Genomic DNA, 25,789 nt, shown 5'->3' on the forward strand with positions numbered 1-25,789 from the left:
TAATTTTACCTCATAATTATATCTTACAATATCAAATCTAAGTAGCTTATCTATTTTATTAATAGCTATAGGTCAGAAATATTTTTCATAACAAGAATAGGATTAGTAATTATGTTTTTATCTAGAAAATTTGAAGCATTTATGACCGTTGTTGAAAATGGATCACTAAGTAAGGCAGCTAAAGTGATGAACCGAACTACACCACCTATAGCAAAATCGATTAAAGATTTTGAATGCACCATTGGAAAAAAATTATTTAAACGGGAAAAATTTGGTATGCGGCTAACTAATGAAGGTACAGCGCTATATCATGATTTAAAAAATTTATACCAACAGGAAAAAGAAATAACAAAAAAATATTTAACCAGCCATATCACTAATACAATTAATATATATTATGATTGGGGAAAAGAAAAAATTTTAAGTGAAATATTCAAAGTAGCAGAAACAAACAATATACACACTAACATTTTTAGATTAAATTCAGAGAGTATAAATGATATTCCTGATTATTATGGTAATATCCTTATCTTAACATCAGAAAAAATAATATGCGAAAGATTTTCTTTACTTAAAGAAGTGCAAGATTTTGATTTTGGCATATATGCTAGGAAAGATATTATCAATAAAAGTGAGGATGTTATGAGTTTGCTACATGAAAATATATGGTTATGCAATCCAGCACTGTTTAAAAGTCAATTTATAAGATCACTGGAAGAAAGAGTAACCAATAATGTATCTAAAGTGAATATAAGACAAATAGACAATACAACATGTTGTTTGAAATCTATACACACCGGACGCTATATATGTATTACTAATTCTATGATGGACGATTTTGATGGTGATTCAAAAATTGCTTTTTTACATTTTACAAAGGAAATATTTGGTAAAAATAATCTTTATTTTTATAAATCAAAATCTCATTCAAGTGTACTCAATAAAATTATTAATTACATTGAAAATTTAAATCAATAATTTTGAAATAAACATATGTAACTGTATCATTTCTACATACCAGGGACGTTATTTTACAGTCAAATCGGATTTTATTATTTTTTATAAAATAATAAATATCATACATCGTTATTTGACGAGATAGGCTATTTGAATATACCATCTATATAATACCAGCATTTATTTACACGAAGAAAACGTGAACGTTCGTGTATTGTAATTTTTTTAGCGGTATTTTTGTCAGTAAAACATGCAGAAAATTCAACAAAACCTTCGTCGATATGAGAACCAACACTTTCTTCTATTACAGTTAATCCATGCCATTTACGTTCTTTTTGTATTAAAGTGTTTCGAAAATTTTCTGGATGACAATCTGAATGCCAGCTAATGATAAGATAATCGACGTTGCATTTTACATAAGCACTATAGCGTGAACGCATCAAAATTCCGGGTTCGCTGGCAATTTTTTTCCCCGTAATATAAGGCTCACAGCAAATATTATATTCCAACGTACTACCGCATGGGCAACATATAGACAAAACATTCTCCAATAAGATGAAAAAATAAGCATTAATTATACTACCTAATTTTTACTTGAAATTCGACATCATTTTTATATTCAAGAGAAAAATGTTACTGGAATAGTTAATATTTAGTTCAATAAATTATCTAGTAATAAATTAGCATTTTTTAGGTTAGCAAAAATTAATCTTGTTAAAATTATCAGTTATTGAGCACAATTGTTGATTGAACCTATTCTAATATATTTATCTACTAATAAATATTTAGCTGGATTAGCATATAAAATATCAAGCAATCATCAACCTTGGTAAACAAAAAATAAAACAAAAACAGAGTAAATATTACTTGTTACAAAAAAATGCAAAGATGTTCGCAATTCAGAAAAAAAAGGGGGGGCATACCAAATTATGACAAGCATAAGTGCTCATTTTGAGCCACTATTAGAAGTGATACTAGGTAAGAGAGGCTATTCATGGAAAAGCCATTAGCAAGTAAAAAAATTTTGATTGTAGAAGATGAAATAGTATTTCGCTCGGTATTAACCGGTTATTTAAGCTCGCTTGGAGCTTCTATATATCAGGCTGTAAATGGACGGGAAGCGCTTGGCCTTCTTGATCTGCATTCCTTGGATCTGATTCTTTGTGATATCAGCATGCCAGAAATGGGGGGGATTGAATTTGTTGAATGTTTGTCGATACAAAGCATAAAAATTCCGGTATTAATTATTTCTGCAACGAATAAAATGACGGATATAGCTCAGGTATTGCGTATGGGCGCAAAAGATGTGTTACTCAAACCTATAGTTGATCTTGCCCGTTTGCGGGAAGCCGTATTAGAGTGTCTTTATGCCGACTTGTTTACTTCTCCGGCGCTTGAGAGAAGAGAATTTAATCAAGATTGGGATGAATTAAGAAAAAATCCGCAAAAAGCAGCGCAATTATTACTCCAATTGCAACCGCCTGTGCAACAAAAAATAGCACAATGCAACATAAATTATCAGCAACTAACCATGGTAGAACAGCCAGGTCTGGTGCTTGATATTGCCACCCTATCTACTGACGAATTAGCATTCTATTGCCTAGATATTACTAAAGCCAAGGAAAATGGTGTATTGGCAGCATTACTGTTACGTGTATTATTTAATGGTATTTTACAAGAGCATTTGGTACAAAAAAAACAAAGACTGCCACAAATGACAGCATTGCTACAACAATTAAATCAACTATTACGTTGCACGCATCTTGATGGCCAGTTTCCTTTATTACTTGGATACTATCACTCCAAGCATAAAAATCTTAGTCTGATTTCAGCTGGTTTACGCGCTAATATTACGGTAGATAAAAATAAAATTCAGCTTAGTAATGGTATGCCATTAGGTACTTTAAATGCCGCTTATTTGAATCAAATTAGTCAACATTGTTGCGCTTGGGAGTGCAAAATCTCTGGGGGAGGAAGTCGTTTACGGCTAATGCTTTCCACGGAATAATGGTTTTATTTTTCATATTTTGTATTATTTATACTTCTATTTGTTACTTTCCATCTCTTGATAATTAATATTAGGTACTAGATTGAAATTTTATCTCATTCTAACTTTGATTCTTATTTGAATATTCCTAACGACCTCTAAGAGTCTATTCTAAGTTTTCTTAAGCGACCGCTCAGATGAGGAAAAAACGGGCAAAAGCAGCCGTTGTTTTTTTACAAGGACAAGGACGTAAATGAGCATTTTGAGTCTTTTTTTGACAAAAGACGGTTTGCAAAACCGTAGCGAGGGGGAGGATCACAGCACAAGGCGCACAGCAACCTTTCGTTATAGCCGAATCATTTTAATTTGATTCAAGACGGAGGAGCAAGATAGTACAAATAGTACGGCAAGCGACGACAACACAGAATCAAATTTATACCATGCGAGTACATGAGGATTGCTAGCACTGCGCAACGCGGAAATTTATACCACACAGTAGATTTTGCAAGCAGTCTAAAGTTATACCCTTCGTCTTTAAAGTTGCCTTCGGCTGCCAGGGCGGGCGACCGATGAGCGTATACCCAATGAATTTCGAGTTACGGCAAGATGGCAATCAATCGAATCCCAGGAGTGTACAGGTAGTACATGACAGAGGGCGAGTGATCATTGCCAACGCCGCGCCTTAACTTAAAAGGCGAAGGGTATATCAGCGAGCACAAGAGATTTAGAATAGGCTCTTAATCAATATCAAGATAGAATAATTATTGTTTTTTAACAGTTATTAGGATGAAAATAATGAATGTCACCGTTTTTGGCATCGGGTATGTCGGTCTAGTCCTGGCGGCAGTGATGGCAGAAGTTGGCCACGATGTGTATTGTATCGACATTGATAAAGAAAAAATCGAAAATTTAAAAAAAGGGGAAATTCCTATTTATGAACCTGGACTTGCTGTTTTGGTCGACGACAGGCTTAAGAAGGGCAAGTTGCATTTTTCTACCGATGCAGCAGCGGGTGTTGCACATGGCTGCCTATTATTTATCGCTGTTGGTACTCCTCCTGATGAAGATGGTGCCGCCGATCTAAAATATGTTATCGAAGTTGCTGAAACTATTGCCCATCACATGAAAACGCCCAAAACGGTGATCAACAAATCAACGGTTCCGGTTGGCACTGCAGATAAAGTGCATGACGCAATGCAGGCGATTTTGCAACAGCGGGAAGAACAGGAAAAATGGGAAAAGCGGGAAAAAATTTCTTTTGATGTGGTTTCAAATCCAGAATTCTTAAAAGAAGGGGCAGCTGTTGCCGATTGCCGGCGTCCAGAACGCATTGTTATTGGCGCTGATAATCAAAATGCATTTAAACTGCTTCGTGAGTTATACGCTCCCTTTAATCGTAATCGTAATCGTATAATAGAGATGGATATACGCAGTGCAGAACTGACTAAATATGCTGCTAACTGTATGCTTGCAACCAAAATTAGTTTTATGAATGAAATGGCTAGTTTGGCAGAATCATTGGGCGCTGATATTGAAAATGTACGCCAAGGGATTGGTTCTGATTCCCGTATTGGCCATCATTTTATCTATGCAGGCTGTGGTTATGGTGGTTCTTGTTTTCCAAAAGATATTCGAGCATTAATCCGCACGGCTAGCAACGTCGATTATCCAGCCCAATTGTTACAGTCTGTAGAGCAAATTAATAATCAACAGAAATATAAATTAACAGAATTAATATTCAAACACTTCGGTGGTCAGCAAGAAGAAAAACCGTTGAAAGGAAAAATCTTTGCAGTTTGGGGGCTAGCATTCAAGGCAAACACTGATGATATGCGCGAAGCACCAAGCCGTACTGTTATCGAAACATTATGGGAAGCAGGCGCGGCTATCCGGGCTTATGATCCTAAGGCAATGAATGAAGCCTTACGTATTTATAAGTACCATGAGCATTGTAAGGATCTTACACTTGCAAAAACTAAAGAAGCGGCGTTGGAAAATGCTGATGCTTTGATTATTTGTACCGAATGGCAAGATTTTCGCGCGCCTGATTTTGATGAAATTAAGGGGAAGCTAGGACAGCCCATTATTTTTGATGGGCGTAACTTATACAATCCGGAACAGGTAAATCGGCACGGGATAACGTATTACGCAATTGGTAGGGGCGCTTCTATTAAGCAAACGCTTGAGTAAATTCCACATTGAAATAGTCGTATCAGATTGCCTTATTTATTCTAAGACAGCAAAATAATTTTTAACCGAAGTATCCAAAACACTGTTTTTATACGCGAGTGAAACATTATTACAAGATGATGATTTCGTTAACCATATAAAAAATTGATAAGTGACAGTTGTGAATAAAATTTTGGAAAAATCGACCAATCAATAAAGTTTTAGTCGCGAGACAGAAAGGAAGATAATCCCTCTTTCTTTACAATAAAGAGGGGTTCTTCAAGGCAGAATTGACAAAACAATATTATTTTAAATTAAAAAAGAGTCCAGCGATTCACCTTCCTTCTCTATTGCTCTTTTAATAGCGGCAGGAGTACGGCCTTGACCGGTCCATGTCTTCTCTTCGCCGTTTTCTATGTATTTATATTTAGCGGGACGGGGAGCACGTTTCTTCTGTATTTTGCTAATAGCCTCTTTCGCTTTCACCTTGCTAGGACGTGGAGTAGGACTTGCCAATAATTCGTTGGGATCAATTCCATCAGAAATTAACATTTCTCGATATTGAGAGAGTTTCCGCGCCCGCTCTTCCTGTACTACCTTTGCTTTATCTTCTTCTTCACGACGCTCCTTAACGACGGTCTCTAATTTTTCTAACATTTCTTGCAATGTTTCAAGAGTACATTCGCGCCCTTGAGCACGTAGCGTACGTATGTTATTAAGAATTTTTAATGATTCATTCATTGTCCTGGTCTCAAATTAATAATAGTGGGTAGGTGTGTGGATAAATAATAGAATGCTATTTTATTTTCTGCAATAGCTAATTGGATAAGCCTGATAAAAATAATTATTTTAAAGCCAAATATTTTTATCTAATTACTAAAAATCTCTAGATATTTACCATAATTTTTTATTACCAAAAAAATTATGCCTAAATTTTTAAAGCTGTTACAAATTGATGCTATATGAAAACAATAATTTTTCATTAAGTAATCTATTTGTTATAAATATTTCTACGCCGTATATCATGTAAATTTATAAAAGATAAAAAATTGAATCAATCTCACTTGGCATAGTCATTCCTCACTCTATCTTTTTTAGAAAAACCTTATTGTAAGCCATTATCGTTTCAAAGACAGGGTATCAATTAGAGTGCAAATTACTTATATTGATAAAAAAACATTTAACAATAAATAGGTACAGAAGAAAAATAAATCCATTATATTAATTAATAATTTTTATTAATGATATCACTTGATTATAACAGTGGACTAAAAAAATAAAAGAGTCGCTCAGTCACGCGCTGCCTAACTGAACGCTTGGTCCATTTAGCTGCATCTATGGGTACAGAGCGTGCAATGTAATCTTCTTGTACTCTTGCCAAGTCACGCCCAAAAACATCATCATCAATGAGTAAGGTAATTTCAGAATTTAACCATAGGCTGCGCATGTCTAAATTAGCAGTACCAAGCAAACTAAGCTGCTTATCAACTAATACACTTTTGCTATGTAGCAAACCTCCTTCGAATTGATATATTTTTACTCCTGCTTCTAACAACTCGGCAAAGAATGAGCGGCTAGCCCAACGCACCATCATAGAATCATTTTTGTGCGGTACAATAATACTAACATCGACACCTCGATGGGCAGCGGTACAAATAGCATGCAATAAGTCATCACTGGGTACAAAATAAGGGGTAGTCATAACTAACTGCTGGCGAGCAGCATAGACGGCTGTCAGTAATGCTTGATGAATTAATTCTTCAGGAAATCCAGGCCCAGAAGCAATGACTTGAATGATACGATCTGTTTTTTGTTCTGATGTCATAAGATTAATATTGGGGGGAGGGGGCAACATGCGTTGACCGGTTTCAATTTCCCAATCACAAGCATAGACTATTCCCATAGTCGTGGCGATCGGTCCTTCCGTCCGTGCCATCAAGTCAATCCAATGCCCGACACCGGCATTTTGTTTAAAAAAACGAGGTTCAACCATGTTCATGCTGCCGGTATAAGCAATAGCATTATCAATCAGCACCATTTTTCGATGCTGACGCAAGTCCATTCTACGAAAAAAAACTCGGAATAGATTAACTTTTAGTGCTTCGATAACCTCAACACCGGCATCACGCATCATTTTAGGATAAGGACCCCGAAAAAAATGGCGGCTACCTGCAGAATCTAACATTAAACGACAACTGACCCCTCGACGAGCCGCAGCCATTAATGCTTCAGCAACCTGATCAACCAAACCTCCAGATTGCCAAATATAAAACACCATTTCTATATTGCAACGCGCTGATTTTATGTCACGAATTAATGTTTTTAGCGTATCGGCTGTCGTGGTCAGTAGCTTTAGCTGATTGCCTTTAACACCGCTTATTCCTTGACGCCTTTCACACAGTTTAAATAATGGAAGCGCCACTTCACTATTTTGGTTTGTGAAAATATGTTGGTAATCTTTCAATGCTTTTAACCAATTGGACGTGGAGGGCCACATTGATTTCGCACGTTTAGCACGACGTTTGCCAAGATGCAATTCACCGAATAAAAGATAAGTCATAATGCCAACCAAGGGTAAAATGTAAATGACTAGCAGCCACGCCATAGCCGAAGGAGCAGTGCGACGTTTCATTAGTATACGTAGCGTTACTCCGGCGATAAGCAGCCAATAGCTAAAAAGAGAGAGCCAATTGATTACCGTATAAAATGTGATCATAAGAGGAGTATTCCTGTTGAAAGCCGGCATTGCTGTGTATACCCTTCGCTTTTGAAGTTACCGAGGTGTTGGTTGCTTTCACTCATTCCAGCCATGTACTACCTCCGCGTTGTTGGCTGCGGCTTCAAAGGCGAAGGGTATACACTTCTGGGATTTGATTGATTGCCGCCTTGCCGTAACTCGAAATTCATTGGGTATAGTCACAGTAAAGAAAAACAAAATAAGTGCAATTCCAATATAAAAATAATGCTTGTTGAATATGATTGCTATTTGCATTTAAACTTAGCAGCACCAGTTAGAGTATTAAATTATTATGCAGCGCAAGAAAATGATTTCACATCATCACATTATAGGGTCAGTCATATTTTCCATTGGATTACATGGTAGCCTAATTGGGTTGTTACTTTATTTTTTTACACGAGATAATCCTGTTCTTCCTACAACAAACAGTGCACCATTAGCAATAACTATGGTAAATAATTCTACTTTTATCACGGCACCGCAAGGGACGACAACAGGGGCGGAAAAAAGCCAACATGAACAGGCTGAAACAATATCATCAGCACCCAAAAATGTCTCTAAGCTACAACATTTAGTTAAACCGGTGCAACAGGCGCTTAAACCTACATTAACGCAACCAAAGGTCAAAAAATCTGAAACTATAAAAACAAACCCCTCGATGAATGAGCCAGCTCCCAACTCACTGATATCCAAAGCTGGAAGTGAGCAGTTGCCAACAGCATCAACAACATTAAAAACCCCTTCGCTTCTTAGTGAACCAAGAGCACTGATTAAAACTAAGCCCGTCTATCCCGCGCGTGCGCAAGCACTAGGCATCGAAGGGAGAGTTAGAATTCAATATGACATCGATAAAAATGGTTATGTGATTAATCTTCGCATATTGGAGGCTACTCCACGCAATATTTTTGAACGTGAAGTAAAAAAAGCGGTGAAAATGTGGCGTTATGAAGCCATTGCTGTTAAAGATTATGTGACCGAAATTGTATTTAAAATACCTACTTCGTAGTTTGGAGCGCGAATTTTACTATCTTCTTTAGAAAAAGAGCTACACTAGCTCTACTCAGCAGATTTTGCTGAAAAAAGGCTCCGTCACGCGACCTATCAAACAGATATCACGATGATGACTACACAGTTAAACTAAAAAATGGTCAAAAAAGTATCACCGTATGAAATATTATAAATTTACAATCGTTATACTGTTATCTTTACTCATTTCGGCATGTTCGAAATCGGTTAAATCTGAAAATACACCCCATTTACGCGCCAGTTGGATTGCTACGGTTCTTCAATTAGATTGGCCTAAATCCACCCCAATTTTCACTGCAGATCGCATTGCGACGCAAAAAAAAGAATTGATTGCGATATTGGACGAAGCAGTCAATATGGGTATGAATGCCATAATATTCCAAGTCAAACCTAATGCAGATGCATTTTATCGTTCCAATATTCTTCCTTGGTCTACTTATTTAACCGGAACCTTAGGTAAGGATCCGGGTTATGATCCGTTAGATTTTATTATCAAAGAAGCCCACAAACGCAATCTTAAATTGCATGCTTGGCTTAATCCCTATCGCGTTTCTATGGATACCAGCAAAGAGACTATCCATATGCTAGAAAACACGCCGCCAGAGGCGCCAAAGAGTGTTTATAGCCGTCACCAAGACTGGATCGGAATTGCTTGGGATCGTTTCGTGCTTGATCCAGGGATCCCGGCCGTGCGCTTTTGGATTGAAGAGGTTGTTACTGAACTTGTGAGTAATTACGATATCGACTGTATTCATTTTGATGATTATTTTTACGCGGAATCAACAGATTCGCTCTTAAATGATGAAAAAACCTATTTGGCCTATGGCACTGCTTTCAGCAATAAAGCAGATTGGCGCAGAAACAATACCTATTTGTTAATCAAACAATTATCAAAAAAAATAAAAGCACTTAAGCCGCATGTCGAGTTTGGCATAAGTCCTGCTGGCGTATGGCGAAATAAAAAAGATGATCTTAGCGTATCAGACACTCAAGTAGGTCACCCGAATTATGATGCGGCCTATGCCGATACGCGCAGATGGGTTCAAGAAGAATTAATTGATTATATCGCGCCACAAATTTATTGGCCTCTGGCTAGAAAAGTGGCATCTTACGATGTTATTGCAAAGTGGTGGGCAAATGTTGTTCGACCCACCAAAACACGTTTGTATATCGGGATGGCGCTGTATAAAGTTGGAAAATATGATGCATTAGAGCCTGATTGGTCGATAGATGGCGGCGTCCCTGAAATAAAACGGCAATTAGATTTGAATGAATCAATACCAGAAATACAAGGCAGTATTCTGTTTCGGCAGGGTTCTTTGCAAGAACCAGAAACACAAAAAGTAGCCGAATATATTAAAAAGAGATGGCGCGGGCTCTAAGAACAATACCGTTAGGTTAATGGCAACAAATTCGGCATAGGAATCACTGCCCCTTCGTCGTTAGCATTGTTATTGTGGATATTGTTATTGCAGGTATTGTAATAACTCGCCAGTTCGGCGGCGGTAATAGATCCATGGGTAAAAATGAATTTTAGTCGACTGTGGGCAGTGTTTTTTCGTGGGTCGAAAACATCATTTATGATCAACATTTGATGGGTGATAAACAGTAAAAGATGCTGCCCCTTGCGGGTGATAGTATAACCCATCGCCGCAGGTTGCTGAGGCAGATGACATTAGACCTCTTTGGAAACCGTAGTTCGTTATGTGGAGTCAAGGCGCCCGGTGCACAGCAACCTTCGTTAACATAAAGTACATGAGGATTGCGCGCACCGGACAACGCAGGATCCGTATCACGCAGTAGGTTTCCGAAGAGGTCTATTGTAAAAATCCCGTCCCCCGATGAGCAATTTGTAGCACGGCATAATTCAGTGCGGCGATATTAACAGTAAAATGTTGATGATTTTTTTGTTCTCGGCTGCCGATAATTAATAAACGGGAGATCCCATCAATATTGAGCGGATAAAAAGTGTCAACCGTATTCTGCTGATCAGCAGTTTCAGCCTGATGGTATTTTAAAATCAAGAGCTCATCGAGGCGTTGATAAACCGCATTATGATTATCAATAAAGCTATCATCACTCGACGAAGACATTTTTAACAAAAAACTCTGCCTATGGGTAGTAAAGTAAGCCACCTGATCTTTTTCACTGAAACCAAGGTATTGTGCAGTGCTTTCATTATAAGGAGGGATAAATAAATGATGGCTTTGTGGATGGTACCAGCCATGCTGGTTGCTTTTGAGTGGGATGGATATGATTTCTGGGCAGATATATTTTTTACTCAGTAAACTTAAGGCCTATTTTAACATTATCGCGTCTAAATCCCCTGTAGCACGGTAGTATCGGTCACTAAATGTCGAATAGCAAGATCGCCACGATACCAAGCAGAAGTTTGGTTATGGAAAATCAATACAACATTACTGCGTTGGCTACTATCGTTGAAAATAGTCTGGTCATTATTTGCCGTATAGAGTAATGCAGGTTGGCTGAGTGGGTAAAAATAGTCGTTAATATTTTCAAGTTCATTGGCTGCATTGCCGATATGTCGCTCCCCTTGTTGCCTATAGTTATCGAGGCGAACCCTGTTAATAGCATAACGGTGATGAGTGCGCTGTTGTCGCAAATAGTTTTGTATTGCTATCAATACGCTTGCTTCGTCAATACTCTCTTGTTGGTTTGAGCTGATGTTCAACTCAGTAAAATTAATACGACAAAAAAGCGTTTGCTGTGGTTTCCACTCAATGGCTCCCTGCGGTAGGTTCAGTGTGATTTTCGTTTCTTCACTATTTTTAACACTAATGGTGGTGATGACTTCTGTCATGTATTCGCCTGCCGTTGTCGGTGTACGACAAAAAAATTTCAATAGATGGCCAGCAGGGAATTCGGTACTGTGACTAGATGTCATTTCAATATCATTAATATGGCTAACATCAATTAGCCAATTGACTTGATCGTTAACACAATCGATGGTCATGTTGGCTTGGGCGCGATTCAACACCAAAACCACCCACGCCGCTTTTTGTCGCGGAGCATGAAAATGATAATGGAGATGTTCACTGTATATCGGTGGGTTGATTAGCGGGTTTTCTGGTGATCCTTCATCTACCCCTGGGGCAATCAAGTAATAATGCTGATTACCTAATAAAATATCGATTTTGGTATGAAAATAATGCAATTGAAGTTCACTAGGAACTGAAAAATAAGGTACCCGAGAAAGCGCGGCGGGATATATCATAAATGGAAAATCCGCATCTTTTCTGCTGAAAAAGTGCATTGCTTGAAATTCGCTACCATTATTATTTTGCAATGAGAAACTGAATTTTTCATTCATGATAGGATTAATCCGCGCACGAGGTTGTGTCGGTAATACTAGCGTTTTCATTCCTGCTGCATTAACCGGCAGAGCGAGGGTACGGCGAGTGGTTACTATCTGACGCAGCTGGTATAGATTGATATAGTCACTGGGCGATCTCCCTTGTGCTCTCCTCCTTTTTATCCGTTGTCCTTTGGCATCAAACACCACAGCAAGAGAGGTTGCATTTTGCAGATCGACTTGTGTGATCACCGCCCCTTGGCAAGGGACTAATATCCCTTGGTTTAGGGTAAAACCCGCCTGTCGCCACCCCTTTAGCATACTGGTGAAATAGTTAGCAATAATTTTGGCTTTATCGAGTTTATTCAGGTTTTCCACTACTGTGCTTTGTATGATGTACCCCGTCACGGCCAGCGTGATACCAAGGATAAATAATCCGCTAACCAATAGCGTGCTGCCGAGCAAACAGGCAACCAGACTACCGACAAATAAAGAGAGGCCAATGACTGAAAAACTGAGCTGAGTGGTCGCGAGAATACGTTGCCCTTCGTTTTCAGCTTTACTCAATTCAATAGCGCTGAGAGCGACATCAGAGAGGGTTAATGCTAATCCTACCGGTGTTGCTATAAATTGAAACAAGCGTGTCAGGCCAATATTGCCTTTTCTTAATGCTGCCTGTAGTAAGGCCATATCGTGACTAGTATTAAAAGTTACCTGTGTCATCGCCAGATAAGTATGAAGTTGTAATATTTGAGCCAGCTGCGTGTTGCCTGGCACTGTGCTGTCATTTCGCAACCAACTTTGTATCGCCATAATTGCAAACACGGCATTGACACCCATGCCTACCGCTTCGGTATAACCAAAAAATTTATTGCTATAACCTTGAGAGGGGTAAAGACATCCATTAGCGACATTGTAATGCTGATGTAAGATTTCATGCTATTGTTCTAAAAAACGTTTCATTTCAGCAAATTCATCGTTACCGGTTGTCAGTGTTTGTTCTTGCATAACATTATTATGTAAATAATTAATATTATAATTTTTGTTATTTATATCGTAAGTCATGGCTAATAATAGTGGCATGCATTGATCAGCAGGTAAGTGATTGGATACCAGTAATTCTTGGCTCGCCTGGCTAAAGGTGTCGCATAGTGTTATCGGCATACTGATGGAACGACTCAAAGAGGTAGGTGTTGCGTTATGATATGGCTTATGCGGTATAAATTGATTTAAAATAAAGGGTCAGAAAACAAGGTATCGATATCACATAGTCGCTTTCTGCGAAGGGCTTTAGCTTGAGCCCATTTGTGCTCAATGGGATTCATGTCAGGAGAATACGTGGGGAGATATTCGAGAATAAAGCCAGCTTTCTGTATAGCAGTCTGGATGTCTTGGCGTTTATGGAAGCGCACATTATCCATCACAAGGACTGCCCCTGGAGGGGATTTTGGCAGTAAATCTTGGGTGACCCAGGCATAAAAAATATCGCTGTTGATATGGCAGTCGAAGGTACAAACCGTAGTTAATTTTCCGTTAAGCTGTGCACCAATGACATTAGTACGTGCTTTGGCATGGCAATCGTGTTGGCCGTAACAGCGCTTCCCTTTCACTGAATAACCATAAAGACGCGGCATATCATGAGCAAAACCGCTTTCTTTTTTCCACGCTCAATTTCATTTATCTCCATTTTATTTTCCTTTAAATTTGTTAACTTTTAAAATAGAGGAATAAATTAGCAAAAATAGATAATGAAATCCTGATGTAAATCTCATCAATTATCCGTAGTTTCATCATATTTTGTATCTTATAGTCGAATCAGTTTAACTTGATTCAGCTATATCCATGCAGACAACATATTAATATTAAAAATATCAATATATACCCTTCGCCTTTGAAGCCGCCGCGTTGTTGGCGGTAACTTCAAAGGCGAAGGGTATAGACTAGCAGTATGTTATTAAAAAAATGCTTATTTTAATTTTTCAATGGCTGGATTTAATGTGTTAACAAGGGATTTTTTATCCCAGGAGTATAATAATAAAATTTTTCTTTCAAAGGAGCCGATTTTTCATATTGTATTTTTGATGATTTATTTTTTTATTTTGCAAACAGGGAATATGATTTGGTAAAAATTCATCGAGAATATGTTGTAAAATGAAGCAGCTAAAATTAATATCTTTTTCAAGTATTATGCTTTCTCTGTGAACAATACTATGTTCTCCAGCGTGAACTAATTCAATCGGTAAACAAGGCTGTGAGTTACAGATTATCATTGTTCCTGCCAAATAATAATCTGGCTGTGTTTTATCTAGTAAGGTAACGATATCATCATAGTTTTTACAATTATTGGTAAGAATAGAGGGCAAAATACTAAGACCTAAAGGAGTATATTTTGATAACGCCTGTAGTAAAAAATCGTGGATAATTAACGAATCAACCTGATTTTCCATTTTAAATGGTAAGATTGCGAGCATGCTCTTTGATTTTTTCTTATTCTCTGGCAACAGACGTGTCACCGGACGAGTAAAACGATAGCCCTTACCATAAACAACATCAATATAACGATTGTCTTTATTTTCTTGCAGTATTTTACGCAATACATAAATGCAGCGAGCCAATGATTTTTCAGCGCCTAAATCACCGCGCCAAATTTTTTTTATTATTTCATCAGCAGAAAGTAAAAGGCCAGCAGAGTTAAGCAATAATATTAATACAGACAGTTCCTTACAGGGTAACTTTTCTTTTTTATCATTATGAAAAATAATTCCATCTTTTTTTAAAATAAAGTCACCAAAAACATATTGCTCAACGTCAGACAGTAGCTCATTCATTCGATATTAACTCTTAATTTAATCAGATGAAGCCCATGAATATTCGGACTAAAGTATGTCAATAAATAAGATATACCTAGACAATGTGGCTATATTAATCTCTTTTGGGTAAAAAAATGTATAGCGCTGGTAAAAGTGCTGAAATTTGCAATGATTAAATAAGGTATTAACACCTTGACCATAGGAGGTTGCATTAACTCTGTAACCAGGGCGACAAACAGATAAATGAGCGTTTTTTGCAACTATTTTGTATAAAAAATTGGTACATTTATCAATGTCTGTCAAAAAAGGTAGATATTTTTAAATTAACTGAGGATTTATTAAATGTTCGCTATAACACTCAACCCTAGTCCTATTAAAGACCCTAACGTCTCCACAACCACACCCAGCACATCATTTACCGAAAATCTAGATAGGGCTAGGCAGTCTCCAGTGCAACTTAAACCAATACAGCCTCATAAAAACCCAGCACCGGCTGGATTTATCAGTAACCTATTTAGAGGAGCCTATAACCTATTTACTTCTATTTTTGGTAACACAAATCCGCCACAGAGCAACATGGCCGCTGCTTCCCCCCACAACTCCAATTTTGAAGACTACATGGATATACCTCCAAACCAGCTTCAGCAGGCCCTGGCTCTTAGGAATAGAAGACAGCCTATAACACCGTCTAGACCCACTCAACGGGACAGCATGGCCCCTGTTCTAAGGCAAGAACTTGATAAAAAGGCCAGAGTTTTATGCCCCCCCCCAAAAAGAGCAGAATGCAGCACCTGAGCCTACAACCTCACCGTATGAATCTACTTTTAAGTTTAACCCTAATAAAAAAATGATGAGTTTGGAGCCTGATCGTTGTGACGCCCTCAACAGGGAAGCATGCAGTAAAGAACACTCAGCCTCACCGCAAATAAATACTACTGACAGGAATACACAATCCACTCAGCAGTCCCCTAAGATGAAGTGTGAGCATCAGCTTTTGGACCACATCAACAGGGAAGCATGCAGTGGAGAACCCTTAACCCCATATGAATCGATAGCACCATATGTACCACTTGAACCTACAGCCCCAGAACCCATTGACTTCCTTTCGCTTCAGACTACGTGGTCTTTAAAGCGTTCAGGTTTTACTGAAAAAGAGATTGGTGAAGCCGTTATAGAAGCATCTCGATGGGACTCCAAAAATACAGAATAAGACTTGTATCGCCTAATAGAAGTTTTACGGCACACAGGATAACGCACTGGGCGGAACCAAAGTGATGTCAGCGGGGAGCTCAGGCAACATTTTCTGTAGTACCAGGATAGTGGCGGGATAAGGATGGCCAATGGCAATGACGGCACGCCAACGCGACTGCTTGATTAAATTGTTGGCGAATAGCCGTTTCAGTCGGTGATTGATCAAGAAATATTTGCCGTTTTATAACTTTGATCCCGGTGCCTTGAGCTGCCCGGCTAACCTGGCTGTTATTGATCGTGAGACTATCGAGAAAATAGAGTTGATATTGATCCAATACCTGCATCACTTTTTGCATCGCAGGCAAATTACTGGTCATCGCGCTGCCCATATGATTATTCATTCCCACGGCGTAGGGTACGTTTATGATCGCTTGGCGAATAATCCGCTGAATTTCTTCAATACGCATTTGTGGGTGTAATGTATCACGCTCTAATGGTTGTTTGCTTAACGGCGCCATAGGCAGATGTATGAGAGAATTTCACGTCCCTGATTATGCGCTTTTATTGCCATTGCTCTGGCATAAGGAGCATGAGGCAAGATCGCTATTGAAATCGGTAGAGGGAGTTGCAATATTTTATTTCCGTTAACGGGACGGTAGCCAATATCATCAATGACGATAGCCAATTTATACCCTTTGTCTTTGAAGTTGCCGCTAGGCGGCCAGGGCGTGAGATCCGATGAGCGTAGACAGGCTACGTGATTCGGGCGAGGGCTCGCAGCCAACAACGCGGCGGCTTCAAAGGCGAAGGCTATACTGGCTTCTGTGCCGCTGACTATCCACAACAAACTGGATAACAGTAATAAAGGTATTTTGAAATGATGCAATATTTTTTCCTAATTCGATTAGCATTCGTAATCGGGTAATCAAAAACCCTCCCATCAAGGTGTATCGAGCCAGGGTTGTGGATTCATTGCTTGGCCTTGTCTACGTATTTCAAAATAAAGTGAAGGCTGACCCTGTCCACCACTGCTTCCAACTAAGGCGATAGCTTGACCTGCTTTTACCTCATCCCCCACGTTGACCAATATACTTTGATTATAGCCGTATAGACTCATGTCCCCTCTACCATGCTCCACAACCACCATCAATCCATAACCTTGCAGCCAATCGGCCAATAAAACACGACCATAAGCAATTGCCCTGACTTCCCGGCCTTCAGTGGCGGCAATAACCATTCCTTTCCAACGTAACTCTCCTTGTAATGCTTCGCCAAATCGGTGGCGTATCTCACCACGTACTGGCCAAATAGTTTGCCCCTTCGGTGGCCCAAGCCCCCCCGTGCGCGCCATGAGTGAGCGTTCATTTTCACTGAGAGTATATTGACTGCCGGTTTTTTCTGCTTGTTGCTTTTTCGCTTTTATTTGCTCACGCATACGAGCAGCTTCTTGCGCCTCTTTTTTCGCTCTCGCCTTAGCCCTACGTTCAGCGTTAGCAATTTTATTACGTAAGCGACGCTCGTTTGATTTTAATTCCGTTAAACTTTGTTGATCTTTTTGCAGCGATTTTTCAAGTGATGTGAGGGTTTGTTTACGAGCTGTACGTGCGGTTTCCCATTTTTGCTGTTGCTCTTTTTTTTCATTAAGTAAGGTTGTTTGCCGATGCTTTTTTTGTACTAATATTTTTTTTTGTCTCGCTAAATCGGTGCGAATTTTTTTCAATGTGTTAATCGATCGGGTACGTGCATGATTAAGATAATTAAAATAGGCAAGAATACGTTCATCACGCCGCCCTGCTTCTCCATTCAATATCAATCGTAAAGCACTATGTTTTCCTTGTTTAAAAGCAGCATTAAGTTGTTTGGCCAGTAAAGTCTGTTGTATCGATTGTTGCTTTTCTAACTGGCTAATAGAGGTGCTGACATCAGCCATATCTTTATTTAATTGCGTTAATGTAGATTGGATTTCACGTAAAGTGCGACTCACTTGGGCGATATTATTTTCTTGTTGTCGCAGACGTTCTAACAGTGTTTGGTGTTGCTGTTTTTGTTTTTTGACACTTTTTTCTTTTTCTTCAATCCCTTGTTGTAGATTTTTCAACTGGACTTTATTATCGACCTGATTTTTATTATTGGTCTTTTTTTCAGACGACAGTGTATCCGCCGCATGGCTAGAGAATGGCAATAGGTAAGAATAAAAAAGACTAGAATAAAGAATAACACAGAGCATAAAGCAGATAGACTGTTGTCTAATCAGCAATGTATTACGCCTTCCGATGATATGGCCTACAATCATTGTTATTAAAAATAATGTCTTTTTAATCATAAAATTAGATTATTCCACTATTATGAAAAAACCACCCTTGGGTGGTTTAATTCTAGAATTCGCATCACGCAGTAGGCTATGCAAGAAATCTATTTACTGATGTGGGCAATCAAATCTAACACTTTATTCGAATAACCGGTTTCATTATCGTACCAGGCAATTAATTTTACAAAATTATCATTAAGTGCAATACCGGCTTTAGCATCAAATATTGAAGTCAGTTTTTCCCCGTTGAAATCGTTAGAGACCACTTCGTCTTCAGTGTAACCTAGGATCCCTTTTAATTCCCTTTCCGATGCTTCTTTAATCGCCTGACAAATTTCCGGGTAAGTCGCCGATTTTGCCAAACGAGCCGTCAGATCAACCACAGAAACATTCGGCGTTGGCACGCGGAAAGCCATGCCAGTCAATTTGCCATTCAGTTCAGGGATCACTTTACCCACCGCTTTAGCAGCGCCAGTAGAGGAAGGGATGATATTTTGTGATGCACCACGTCCTCCACGCCAATCTTTTTGTGATGGGCCATCGACTGTTTTTTGTGTCGCTGTCGTGGCATGTACGGTGGTCATTAACGCTTCAACGATACCAAATTTATCGTTTATGACTTTAGCCAATGGCGCCAAGCAGTTAGTGGTGCAAGAGGCGTTGGAAACAATTTTTTGCCCCGCGTAAGTTTCATGGTTGACGCCCATAACAAACATTGGGGTGTCGTCTTTTGACGGGCCGGTTAAAACCACTTTTTTTGCCCCGGCATCAAGGTGTTTACCTGCCGTTTCTTTGGTAAGAAACAGGCCGGTGGCTTCCGCCACAACATCGACGTTGACTTCGTTCCATTTCAGATTCGCCGGATCTTTTTCAGCCGTGATACGAACCTTTTTACCATTGACCACCAAATGACCTTCTTTAACCTCGACCGTCCCATTGAAGCGACCATGGGTAGAATCATATTTCAGCATATAAGCCATATATTCAGCATCCAATAAGTCGTTGATCGCCACGACTTCGATGTCAGTACGTTCTTGCGCCGCCCGAAAAACAATGCGACCGATACGGCCAAAACCGTTGATCCCTATTTTGATAGTCATATAATTCCATCCGCTATTTTGTGGATAATAAAAGTAGCGGGTAAAATTACAAAAACCTTACCGAGCGTCAAGCGGAATCGTGTCAATGACGACGATAAAGTACAATTTATAGACGAATCAGTTTAATTTGATTCAAGGCGGAGGAGCGCAGACAGTACAAATAGTACGGCAAGCGACGACAACACAGAATCAAATTTAAAATGATTTGGCTATAGCAGCGAAAATAAGCTAACAAGGAGCTTTAATGGAGCTTTATGATTTAATCGCCAAGATCACCCCAGAAATCTATCAACGTTTATTAAACGCAGTGGAATTAGGTAAGTGGCCCCAGACGGCATTGCATTAACCCCAGCCCAAAAAGAAAATAGCCTACAAATCGTCATGCTATGGCAAGCGCGTCATAACACCGAAGCGCCTCACATGAGTATTGGTACTGATGGTCAGATAATGATGAAAAGTAAACAAGAATTAATACAACAATTTGTTATAGCCGAATCAAATTAAAATGATTTGGCTATGCCAACCTTCTGTGAGTCAACCATTGATTAAATCGACAACCCCATAATTTTTACATTAGACCTCTTTCGAAACTGTAGCGCGTGATGCAAAGTCAAGGTGCACGGCGAGTACGTGAAGATTGTGAGCACCGCGCAACGCCGAATTCACAGCACGCAGTAGGTTATGTAAAAAGTCTACTGAAGATCACTACAAACCAAACATAATGCATAAAGATTTTGTGGATCTTTGAGTTGATTGAGAAAATGAGGTTGTTCCTTTACCGCCGTGAGCATGGCCGAGAAAGGCGGTGGCAGCATTGCCTGCATCGAAGTGTTAATCTGATCCAAGATAACTTCTTTCAAATTGGGCTGTTCGGAAAACCACTGTAGTGTATATTGCTTGAGCTTTGCCAATTCGGCCACTTTTTTCACTGCATCGTCAAAATCACCTAATTGATCGACCAAACCCCGTTGTTGCGCATCTGACCCAGTCCATACTCGCCCCTGAGCAACTTCATCCATTTGGGCAATGGTTTTTTTACGCGCAGTGGCAACAAGCTCAATAAAAGTTTGGTAACCATGCTCAATAGTCATTTTCATCATTTGACTAAATTCTGGCGGTAAAGCTTTAGTGATAGCCACATCTGCCAGCGGTGAAGTGGCTACGCCATCACTATGAACGCCTACGTTGTCTAATGAATTTTCAAAAGTATTGATCACACCAAAAATACCGATGGAGCCGGTAAGGGTGCTGGGACTGGCGATAATATAATTAGCGGGCGTAGAAACCCAATATCCTCCTGATGCCGCCATCCCCCCCATAGAAACCACCAGGGGTTTATTGGCACGGCGAAGAGCGACGAGCTCAGCGCGTATTACTTCAGATGCACTAGCACTGCCACCCGGACTATTGACACGTAAAATAACCGCTTTAATTTTAGGATCTAGCCGTGCTTGACGAATTTGCGCCGCAGCAGCATCACCACCAATATTACCTGGCGTTTTCGCACCATCAACAATGGCACCATTAATTAAAATAACGGCAATTTCGTTATCTTGTTGTGGTTGTTCTTGGCTTTGATAGTCATAGATGCTAATAAAATTAAAATTATTGTTTTCTTCGTCCCAGCCAAAAGTTTTGCTCAATTCAGTTTCCACTTCTGGGTTAGAGGCTATCTGATCAACTAATTTGTTATCCAGCGCATATTTAGCCAGATTACCCTCCTTAGTTTGTAAAGCGGTAATCATCTCTGGAGCGCTTGGAAATAATTGTTGTGGGCTAAGATACCGGTTAGCCGCCACCGTTGTTAAATAATTTTGCCACAAACTTTCTACCCACCGGCTACTGGCTTCCCGCGCAGCGTCAGACATATTATCGCGGAGCATGGGTTCAACCGCCGATTTATAAGTACCCACACGGAAAATATGTGTACTCACTTTTAGCTTATCCAGCAATGATTTGTAGTAGAGAGTATTGGTGGAGAAGCCATGAAGTTGAACAGAGCCTTGAGGCGCTAAGTAAATTTTATTAGCGAAACTGGCCAAGTAGTACTGAGCTTGACTATAACTTTCACCAATAGCATAAATTGGCTTGCCACTGTTACGAAACTCACTGAGCGCTTTACCTATATATTGCAACGATGGCTGATCAGCGCCTGCAAGATTGTTTAATGACAATACTATACCGGTAATATTATTATCAGATTTAGCTTGGCGGAGCGTTTCCACTATCTCAAACAGTGAATTTTCCTGTAAGCGCGTGCTGGAAGAACCAAGCAGTTCACGCCCCCAGACTCGTAATTTATTATTTACCACCGGTTTATCAACGATAATGCCATTTAAATCAACTAATAAAGCCCCTTTTACCGGTTCTGATTTGTTTTGAAATTGAAAGTAAAGACTAATAGCAATGAAAATTAATAGGATAAAAAATAAATTGCATACCAATTCTCTGACAAAATTCAGTAAACGCCATGTTTGTCGAAAAAAACCAGTAATAAACCGCAAAAAAATGCGCATGTAGTCTCCAAAACAATTTAACCGGTTTGTGTATACCCTTCGCCTTGAATCAAATGAAACTGATTCGGCTATATCTTAATAATCTATTAAATAAACGTCAGTCTAAGAAATTGTTCGAAATTTCTTTTCTTTCTCTTAAGCGCAGCTCAAAAAAGATTTCGAATAGGCTCTAAATAGATTAATCGACAACAATTGACCCAAAATTGAATCCATGTCCTAATTTTTCGATGACGCAACGTTGATGACAGCGTAGGTGAGTGCAGATATTATAGATTATCTTATGTGATTAGTAACGGTGAGTAATGCAACTTTTTATTGCTGAGAAGCCCAGTTTGGCGCGCGCCATTGCCGACATACTGCCTAAACCCCATCGGCGTAATGATGGTTTTATTGTCTGTGGTAACGAGCATATTGTGACCTGGTGTATTGGACATTTATTAGAACAGGCACCACCTGATGTCTACGATAGTCGTTATAATCGCTGGTCATTGACCGATTTACCTATTATCCCCAAAAAATGGCAATTACAGCCACGTAGTTCGGTCATCAAGCAGCTCAATACCATTAAAAAATTATTACAGCAGGCTGATGAAGTCATCCATGCAGGTGATCCTGATCGCGAAGGACAACTATTGGTCGACGAGGTACTGGATTATTTGGCTTTGACACCGTCAATACGACAAAATGTACGTCGTTGTCTTATTAACGATTTAAATCCGCAAGCCGTTGAACGAGCAGTAAAACGATTACGTGATAACCGTGACTTCATCCCTCTCTGTGTCTCAGCATTAGCGCGGGCACGATCAGATTGGTTATATGGTATCAATATGACACGTGCCTATACCCTTCTCGGGCGTAATGCGGGATATAATGGTGTACTTTCAGTCGGACGAGTGCAAACACCGGTGCTGGGATTAGTCGTCCGTCGTGATGAGGAAATTGAAAATTTCATCCCCAAAGATTTTTTTGAAGTAAAAGCACACATTATTACGCCCAAAGGAGAACGTTTTGTTGCTCTTTGGCAACCCAGTGATGCCTGTGAAAATCATCAAGATGAAGAGGGACGTATATTACATAAGCCACTGGCAGAACATGTGATTAATCGTATTACTTGGCAGCAAGCAAAGGTTACTGCATACCATGATAAAAAAGAATCAGAAACCGCGCCATTGCCGTTCTCTTTATCCACATTACAGATAGAGGCAGCGAAGCGTTTCGGGTTAAGTGCTCAAAAAGTGTTAGATATCTGCCAGTGTTTGTATGAAAACTATAAATTGATTACCTATCCTCGCTCCGATTGCCGCTACTTACCCACCGAACATTTTCTGGATCGTCATTCGGTATTCAAGGCTATCAGCTGTCACCAACCTGAGTTGCTGCCGTTGTCCGTTATGAATGATGACCGCCGTAATCGCTGTTGGGACGATAAAAAAGTGGATGCGCATCATGCTATTATCCCCACTCCACGCAGTAGCAGTGTCAAAATGACAGCGGACGAAAATAAAGTTTATGATTTGATTGCAAAGCAATACCTAATGCAATTTTGCCCCAATGCCCAGTTTCGCAAATGCGCTATTGAATTAGAAATCATGGGGGGTAAGTTTATCGCTAAAGCCCGTTTTCTTGTCTATGCAGGTTGGCGAACTTTACTCGGCACTAAAGAACGAAACGAAGAAGACGAGGGAATGCCGTTGCCGGTTGTGGCACCAGGGGCTGAATTGTTGTGTGAAAAAGCAGAGCTGCTTGAAAGACAAACACAACCGCCACGACCATTTACTGATGCGAGTTTGTTATCGGCGATGACAGGCATCTCACGATTTGTACAGGATAAAGAGTTAAAAAAAGTACTGCGGGCTACGGACGGTTTGGGGACTGAAGCAACACGTGCAGGCATTATTGAACTTCTTTTTAAACGTAATTTTTTATGCAAAAAAGGGCGTTATATTTCTGCTAGCGCAGCGGGCAGAGCCTTAATCCACGCATTACCTGCTATTGCGACTCACCCCGACATGACCGCGCACTGGGAAGCTACCTTAACACGTATCAGTGAAAAAAAATTTTGTTATCAAGATTTTATGCAACCCTTGGTGGCTACGCTAAAGCATTTAATTTATCAGGTAAAGCAGAGCCATTCATCTTCGACCTTTAATAGACCTCTTCGGAAACCTACTGCGTGACGCGGATCCTGCGTTGCCCGGTGCGCGCAATCCTCATGCACTTATGGCAACGAAGATTGCTGTGCGCCGGGCGCCTTGACTCCGTATCACTCGCTACGGTTTTTCCAAAGAGGTCTAATATACCCACAGCCCTTGAAGTTGCGGCGCCCAGGGCGACCGACCAATGAGCGTACGTGATTCAGGTGAACCCCCATAGTCACTAACTAAATTTAAATTGCTTGATCGCTTCAGTCTGATAGCGCCGTTTTCTGCACTGTGAGCCTTTGAGATAGTGCTGAATTTTATCCCATGCAGGCAAAGAGTGACACAACAGGGCAGAGGGCGTGACTTAACAGACCGTTCATCATTAGACCTCTTCGGAAACTAGCATTCATATAAGAATTTTGGTAAAACACTCCTGAACAAGGAGCCGCCATGAAATATGAAGTAATAAAAGTACTGGAAGAGGAAAAATTTCGTCGCTTAACGGGTGTTAAACGCAGTACATTTGAAAAGATGATAAAGATATTGAATGAAGCAGATAAGAGTAAGCAAGGGAAAGGAGGTCGGAAACCCAAGCGGGGTTTAGAAGAGCGCTTATTAATGGCACTGGAGTATATACGAGAATATCGCACTTATTTTCATGTCAGCCAAAGCTATGGCGTGAGTGAGAGCACATGCTATGAAACGATTAAATGGATAGAGAATACGCTAATAAAGCATCCTGATTTTGCCCTACCTGGACGCAAAGCTGTATTAAAAAGGGATAGGGAGTATGAGCTGGTTCTTATTGATGCCACAGAAACGCCGATTGAACGTCCCCAAAAAAACAAAAGCCGTTTTACTCAGGAAAAAAGAAACGACACACCTTAAAAACACAAGTGCTCGTTGATAAAAAAAGTAAAGCAGTCATCTGTACAAGCTTTACGAATGGGAGGCGCCATGATTTTAGGTTGTTTAAGGAGTCTGGTGTGCGAATACATCCTGACATCAAAACAGTTACCGATACAGGTTACCAAGGGCTTGGCAAGATTCATTCAAACTCGGCGTTGCCTAAGAAAAAGACAAAGAAAAATCCCTTAACAAAAGAAGATAAACGCAACAATCGTGCGTTATCAAGCCAGCGTGTATTAAACGAACATGTCATTGGTATGATTAAAAGATTTAAAATTGTATCAGACCGTTATCGAAACAGGCGAAAACGTTTTGGATTAAGATTTAATCTGATTGCTGCAATTTATAATATGGAAATTAGATAAATGATAGTTTCCGAAGAGGTCTAATGACATAGCCTGCCAGCGGCTGGCTGAAACGTTGAGCTTGTTACCCTGTTTCCTGAGGGGAAAAATGCCCACTGATTGCCAGTAGGCGTTCTAACAGACAGGCAACGAGCAACTTACCATGTAGCCATGCCTGCACACCCGTTGGGTTTTTCTTTTTCAGGTAGCCCAAACCGGTTAACGACTTCATTCGTTTGAAAGCCAGTTCAATCTGCATCGCTGCCTGTAAAGCCCCCTAA

The 25,789-nt window shown here is 39.7% G+C and carries 20 protein-coding genes and 3 pseudogenes; 9 read left to right on the plus strand and 14 right to left on the minus strand.

All coding sequences use genetic code 11. The annotated features are described in order from the left end of the window. Window positions 1–111 precede the first annotated feature (111 nt). A complete protein-coding gene (locus REG_RS00510; RefSeq protein ID WP_006704057.1) occupies window positions 112–978 on the plus strand; it encodes a LysR family transcriptional regulator in 867 nt (288 codons plus the stop codon). A gap of 125 nt (window positions 979–1,103) precedes the next feature. Here the strand turns inward: REG_RS00510 and REG_RS00515 are convergent, their stop codons facing one another. Continuing rightward, the gene (locus REG_RS00515) at window positions 1,104–1,496 is read right to left on the minus strand and encodes a YchJ family metal-binding protein (RefSeq protein WP_141553576.1); all 393 of its coding nucleotides are present in this window, start codon (window positions 1,494–1,496) and stop codon (window positions 1,104–1,106) included. A 455-nt stretch (window positions 1,497–1,951) separates the two neighbouring features. Between REG_RS00515 and rssB the strand changes: the two genes are divergently transcribed. Then, entirely contained in the window at window positions 1,952–2,965 is a 1,014-nt protein-coding gene (rssB, locus tag REG_RS00520) for a two-component system response regulator RssB (RefSeq protein WP_006704059.1), read from the plus strand. A gap of 774 nt (window positions 2,966–3,739) precedes the next feature. After that, complete coding sequence (locus REG_RS00525; protein ID WP_039906842.1) at window positions 3,740–5,134, plus strand: UDP-glucose dehydrogenase family protein; 1,395 nt, start codon at window positions 3,740–3,742, stop codon at window positions 5,132–5,134. A 288-nt stretch (window positions 5,135–5,422) separates the two neighbouring features. Here the strand turns inward: REG_RS00525 and REG_RS00530 are convergent, their stop codons facing one another. Next, complete coding sequence (locus REG_RS00530; protein WP_006704061.1) at window positions 5,423–5,854, minus strand: H-NS family histone-like protein; 432 nt, start codon at window positions 5,852–5,854, stop codon at window positions 5,423–5,425. A gap of 514 nt (window positions 5,855–6,368) precedes the next feature. Continuing rightward, on the minus strand, window positions 6,369–7,829 hold the full coding sequence (gene cls / locus REG_RS00535) for a cardiolipin synthase (RefSeq protein WP_039906843.1): 1,461 nt from the start codon (window positions 7,827–7,829) through the stop codon (window positions 6,369–6,371). Between the two features lie 313 nt (window positions 7,830–8,142). Here cls and REG_RS00540 point away from each other — a divergent pair, with 313 nt between their 5' ends. Next, window positions 8,143–8,856: a TonB family protein gene (locus tag REG_RS00540; protein ID WP_006704063.1), complete on the plus strand. Its 714-nt coding sequence runs from the start codon at window positions 8,143–8,145 to the stop codon at window positions 8,854–8,856. Window positions 8,857–9,016: 160 nt separating this feature from the next. Next, window positions 9,017–10,258 carry a glycoside hydrolase family 10 protein gene (locus REG_RS00545; protein WP_006704064.1) on the plus strand — a complete coding sequence of 414 codons (1,242 nt, stop codon included), beginning with the start codon at window positions 9,017–9,019 and terminating at the stop codon, window positions 10,256–10,258. Window positions 10,259–10,269: 11 nt separating this feature from the next. Here the strand turns inward: REG_RS00545 and REG_RS00550 are convergent, their stop codons facing one another. From REG_RS00550 to REG_RS00575, 6 genes and pseudogenes are all read right to left on the minus strand, one after another. Continuing rightward, window positions 10,270–10,524, minus strand: coding sequence for a hypothetical protein (locus REG_RS00550; protein ID WP_039906845.1), 255 nt, complete (start codon window positions 10,522–10,524; stop codon window positions 10,270–10,272). 169 nt (window positions 10,525–10,693) lie between these two features. Then, on the minus strand, window positions 10,694–10,978 hold the full coding sequence (locus tag REG_RS00555; protein WP_039906846.1) for a hypothetical protein: 285 nt from the start codon (window positions 10,976–10,978) through the stop codon (window positions 10,694–10,696). 215 nt (window positions 10,979–11,193) lie between these two features. Beyond that, window positions 11,194–13,122: a TcdA/TcdB pore-forming domain-containing protein gene (locus REG_RS00560; RefSeq protein ID WP_260200180.1), complete on the minus strand. Its 1,929-nt coding sequence runs from the start codon at window positions 13,120–13,122 to the stop codon at window positions 11,194–11,196. Window positions 13,123–13,128: 6 nt separating this feature from the next. Next, entirely contained in the window at window positions 13,129–13,371 is a 243-nt protein-coding gene (locus tag REG_RS00565; protein ID WP_141553577.1) for a hypothetical protein, read from the minus strand. 47 nt (window positions 13,372–13,418) lie between these two features. Continuing rightward, window positions 13,419–13,832 (minus strand): annotated as a pseudogene (locus REG_RS00570) (transposase); the annotation flags it as partial. 405 nt (window positions 13,833–14,237) lie between these two features. Continuing rightward, entirely contained in the window at window positions 14,238–15,017 is a 780-nt protein-coding gene (locus REG_RS00575) for a winged helix-turn-helix domain-containing protein (RefSeq protein WP_006704067.1), read from the minus strand. Window positions 15,018–15,735: 718 nt separating this feature from the next. Here REG_RS00575 and REG_RS00580 point away from each other — a divergent pair. Continuing rightward, window positions 15,736–16,209, plus strand: coding sequence for a hypothetical protein (locus tag REG_RS00580; protein WP_039906851.1), 474 nt, complete (start codon window positions 15,736–15,738; stop codon window positions 16,207–16,209). Between the two features lie 39 nt (window positions 16,210–16,248). Here the strand turns inward: REG_RS00580 and REG_RS00585 are convergent. The 3 genes and pseudogenes from REG_RS00585 to gapA all read right to left on the minus strand — a co-directional run. After that, window positions 16,249–16,878: pseudogene (locus REG_RS00585) on the minus strand (divergent polysaccharide deacetylase family protein); the annotation flags it as partial. A 252-nt stretch (window positions 16,879–17,130) separates the two neighbouring features. Next, a complete protein-coding gene (gene envC / locus REG_RS00590; protein ID WP_006704068.1) occupies window positions 17,131–18,513 on the minus strand; it encodes a murein hydrolase activator EnvC in 1,383 nt (460 codons plus the stop codon). A gap of 89 nt (window positions 18,514–18,602) precedes the next feature. Continuing rightward, window positions 18,603–19,598, minus strand: coding sequence for a glyceraldehyde-3-phosphate dehydrogenase (gene gapA / locus REG_RS00595; RefSeq protein WP_006704069.1), 996 nt, complete (start codon window positions 19,596–19,598; stop codon window positions 18,603–18,605). 244 nt (window positions 19,599–19,842) lie between these two features. On the opposite strand from gapA, the pseudogene REG_RS00600 reads away from it, so the two are divergent. Beyond that, a pseudogene (locus tag REG_RS00600) lies at window positions 19,843–20,102 on the plus strand (YeaC family protein). A 188-nt stretch (window positions 20,103–20,290) separates the two neighbouring features. Here REG_RS00600 and sppA read toward each other — a convergent pair. Beyond that, on the minus strand, window positions 20,291–22,114 hold the full coding sequence (gene sppA / locus REG_RS00605; protein WP_006704070.1) for a signal peptide peptidase SppA: 1,824 nt from the start codon (window positions 22,112–22,114) through the stop codon (window positions 20,291–20,293). 302 nt (window positions 22,115–22,416) lie between these two features. On the opposite strand from sppA, the gene REG_RS00610 reads away from it, so the two are divergent. Beyond that, entirely contained in the window at window positions 22,417–24,291 is a 1,875-nt protein-coding gene (locus REG_RS00610; protein WP_006704071.1) for a DNA topoisomerase III, read from the plus strand. A gap of 414 nt (window positions 24,292–24,705) precedes the next feature. Next, a protein-coding gene (locus REG_RS11655) for an IS5-like element ISRein1 family transposase (RefSeq protein WP_260200023.1) occupies window positions 24,706–25,529 on the plus strand; the annotation gives its coding sequence in 2 pieces (ribosomal slippage) (window positions 24,706–25,093 and window positions 25,093–25,529; 825 coding nt in all). A gap of 64 nt (window positions 25,530–25,593) precedes the next feature. On the opposite strand, the gene REG_RS12450 is transcribed toward REG_RS11655, so the two are convergent. After that, window positions 25,594–25,767: a transposase gene (locus REG_RS12450; protein ID WP_141553578.1), complete on the minus strand. Its 174-nt coding sequence runs from the start codon at window positions 25,765–25,767 to the stop codon at window positions 25,594–25,596. Window positions 25,768–25,789: the final 22 nt, after the last annotated feature.

Origin of the sequence: Candidatus Regiella insecticola LSR1, from assembly GCF_000143625.1 — a bacterium.
Taxonomy (GTDB): Bacteria; Pseudomonadota; Gammaproteobacteria; order Enterobacterales; family Enterobacteriaceae; genus Regiella; species Regiella insecticola.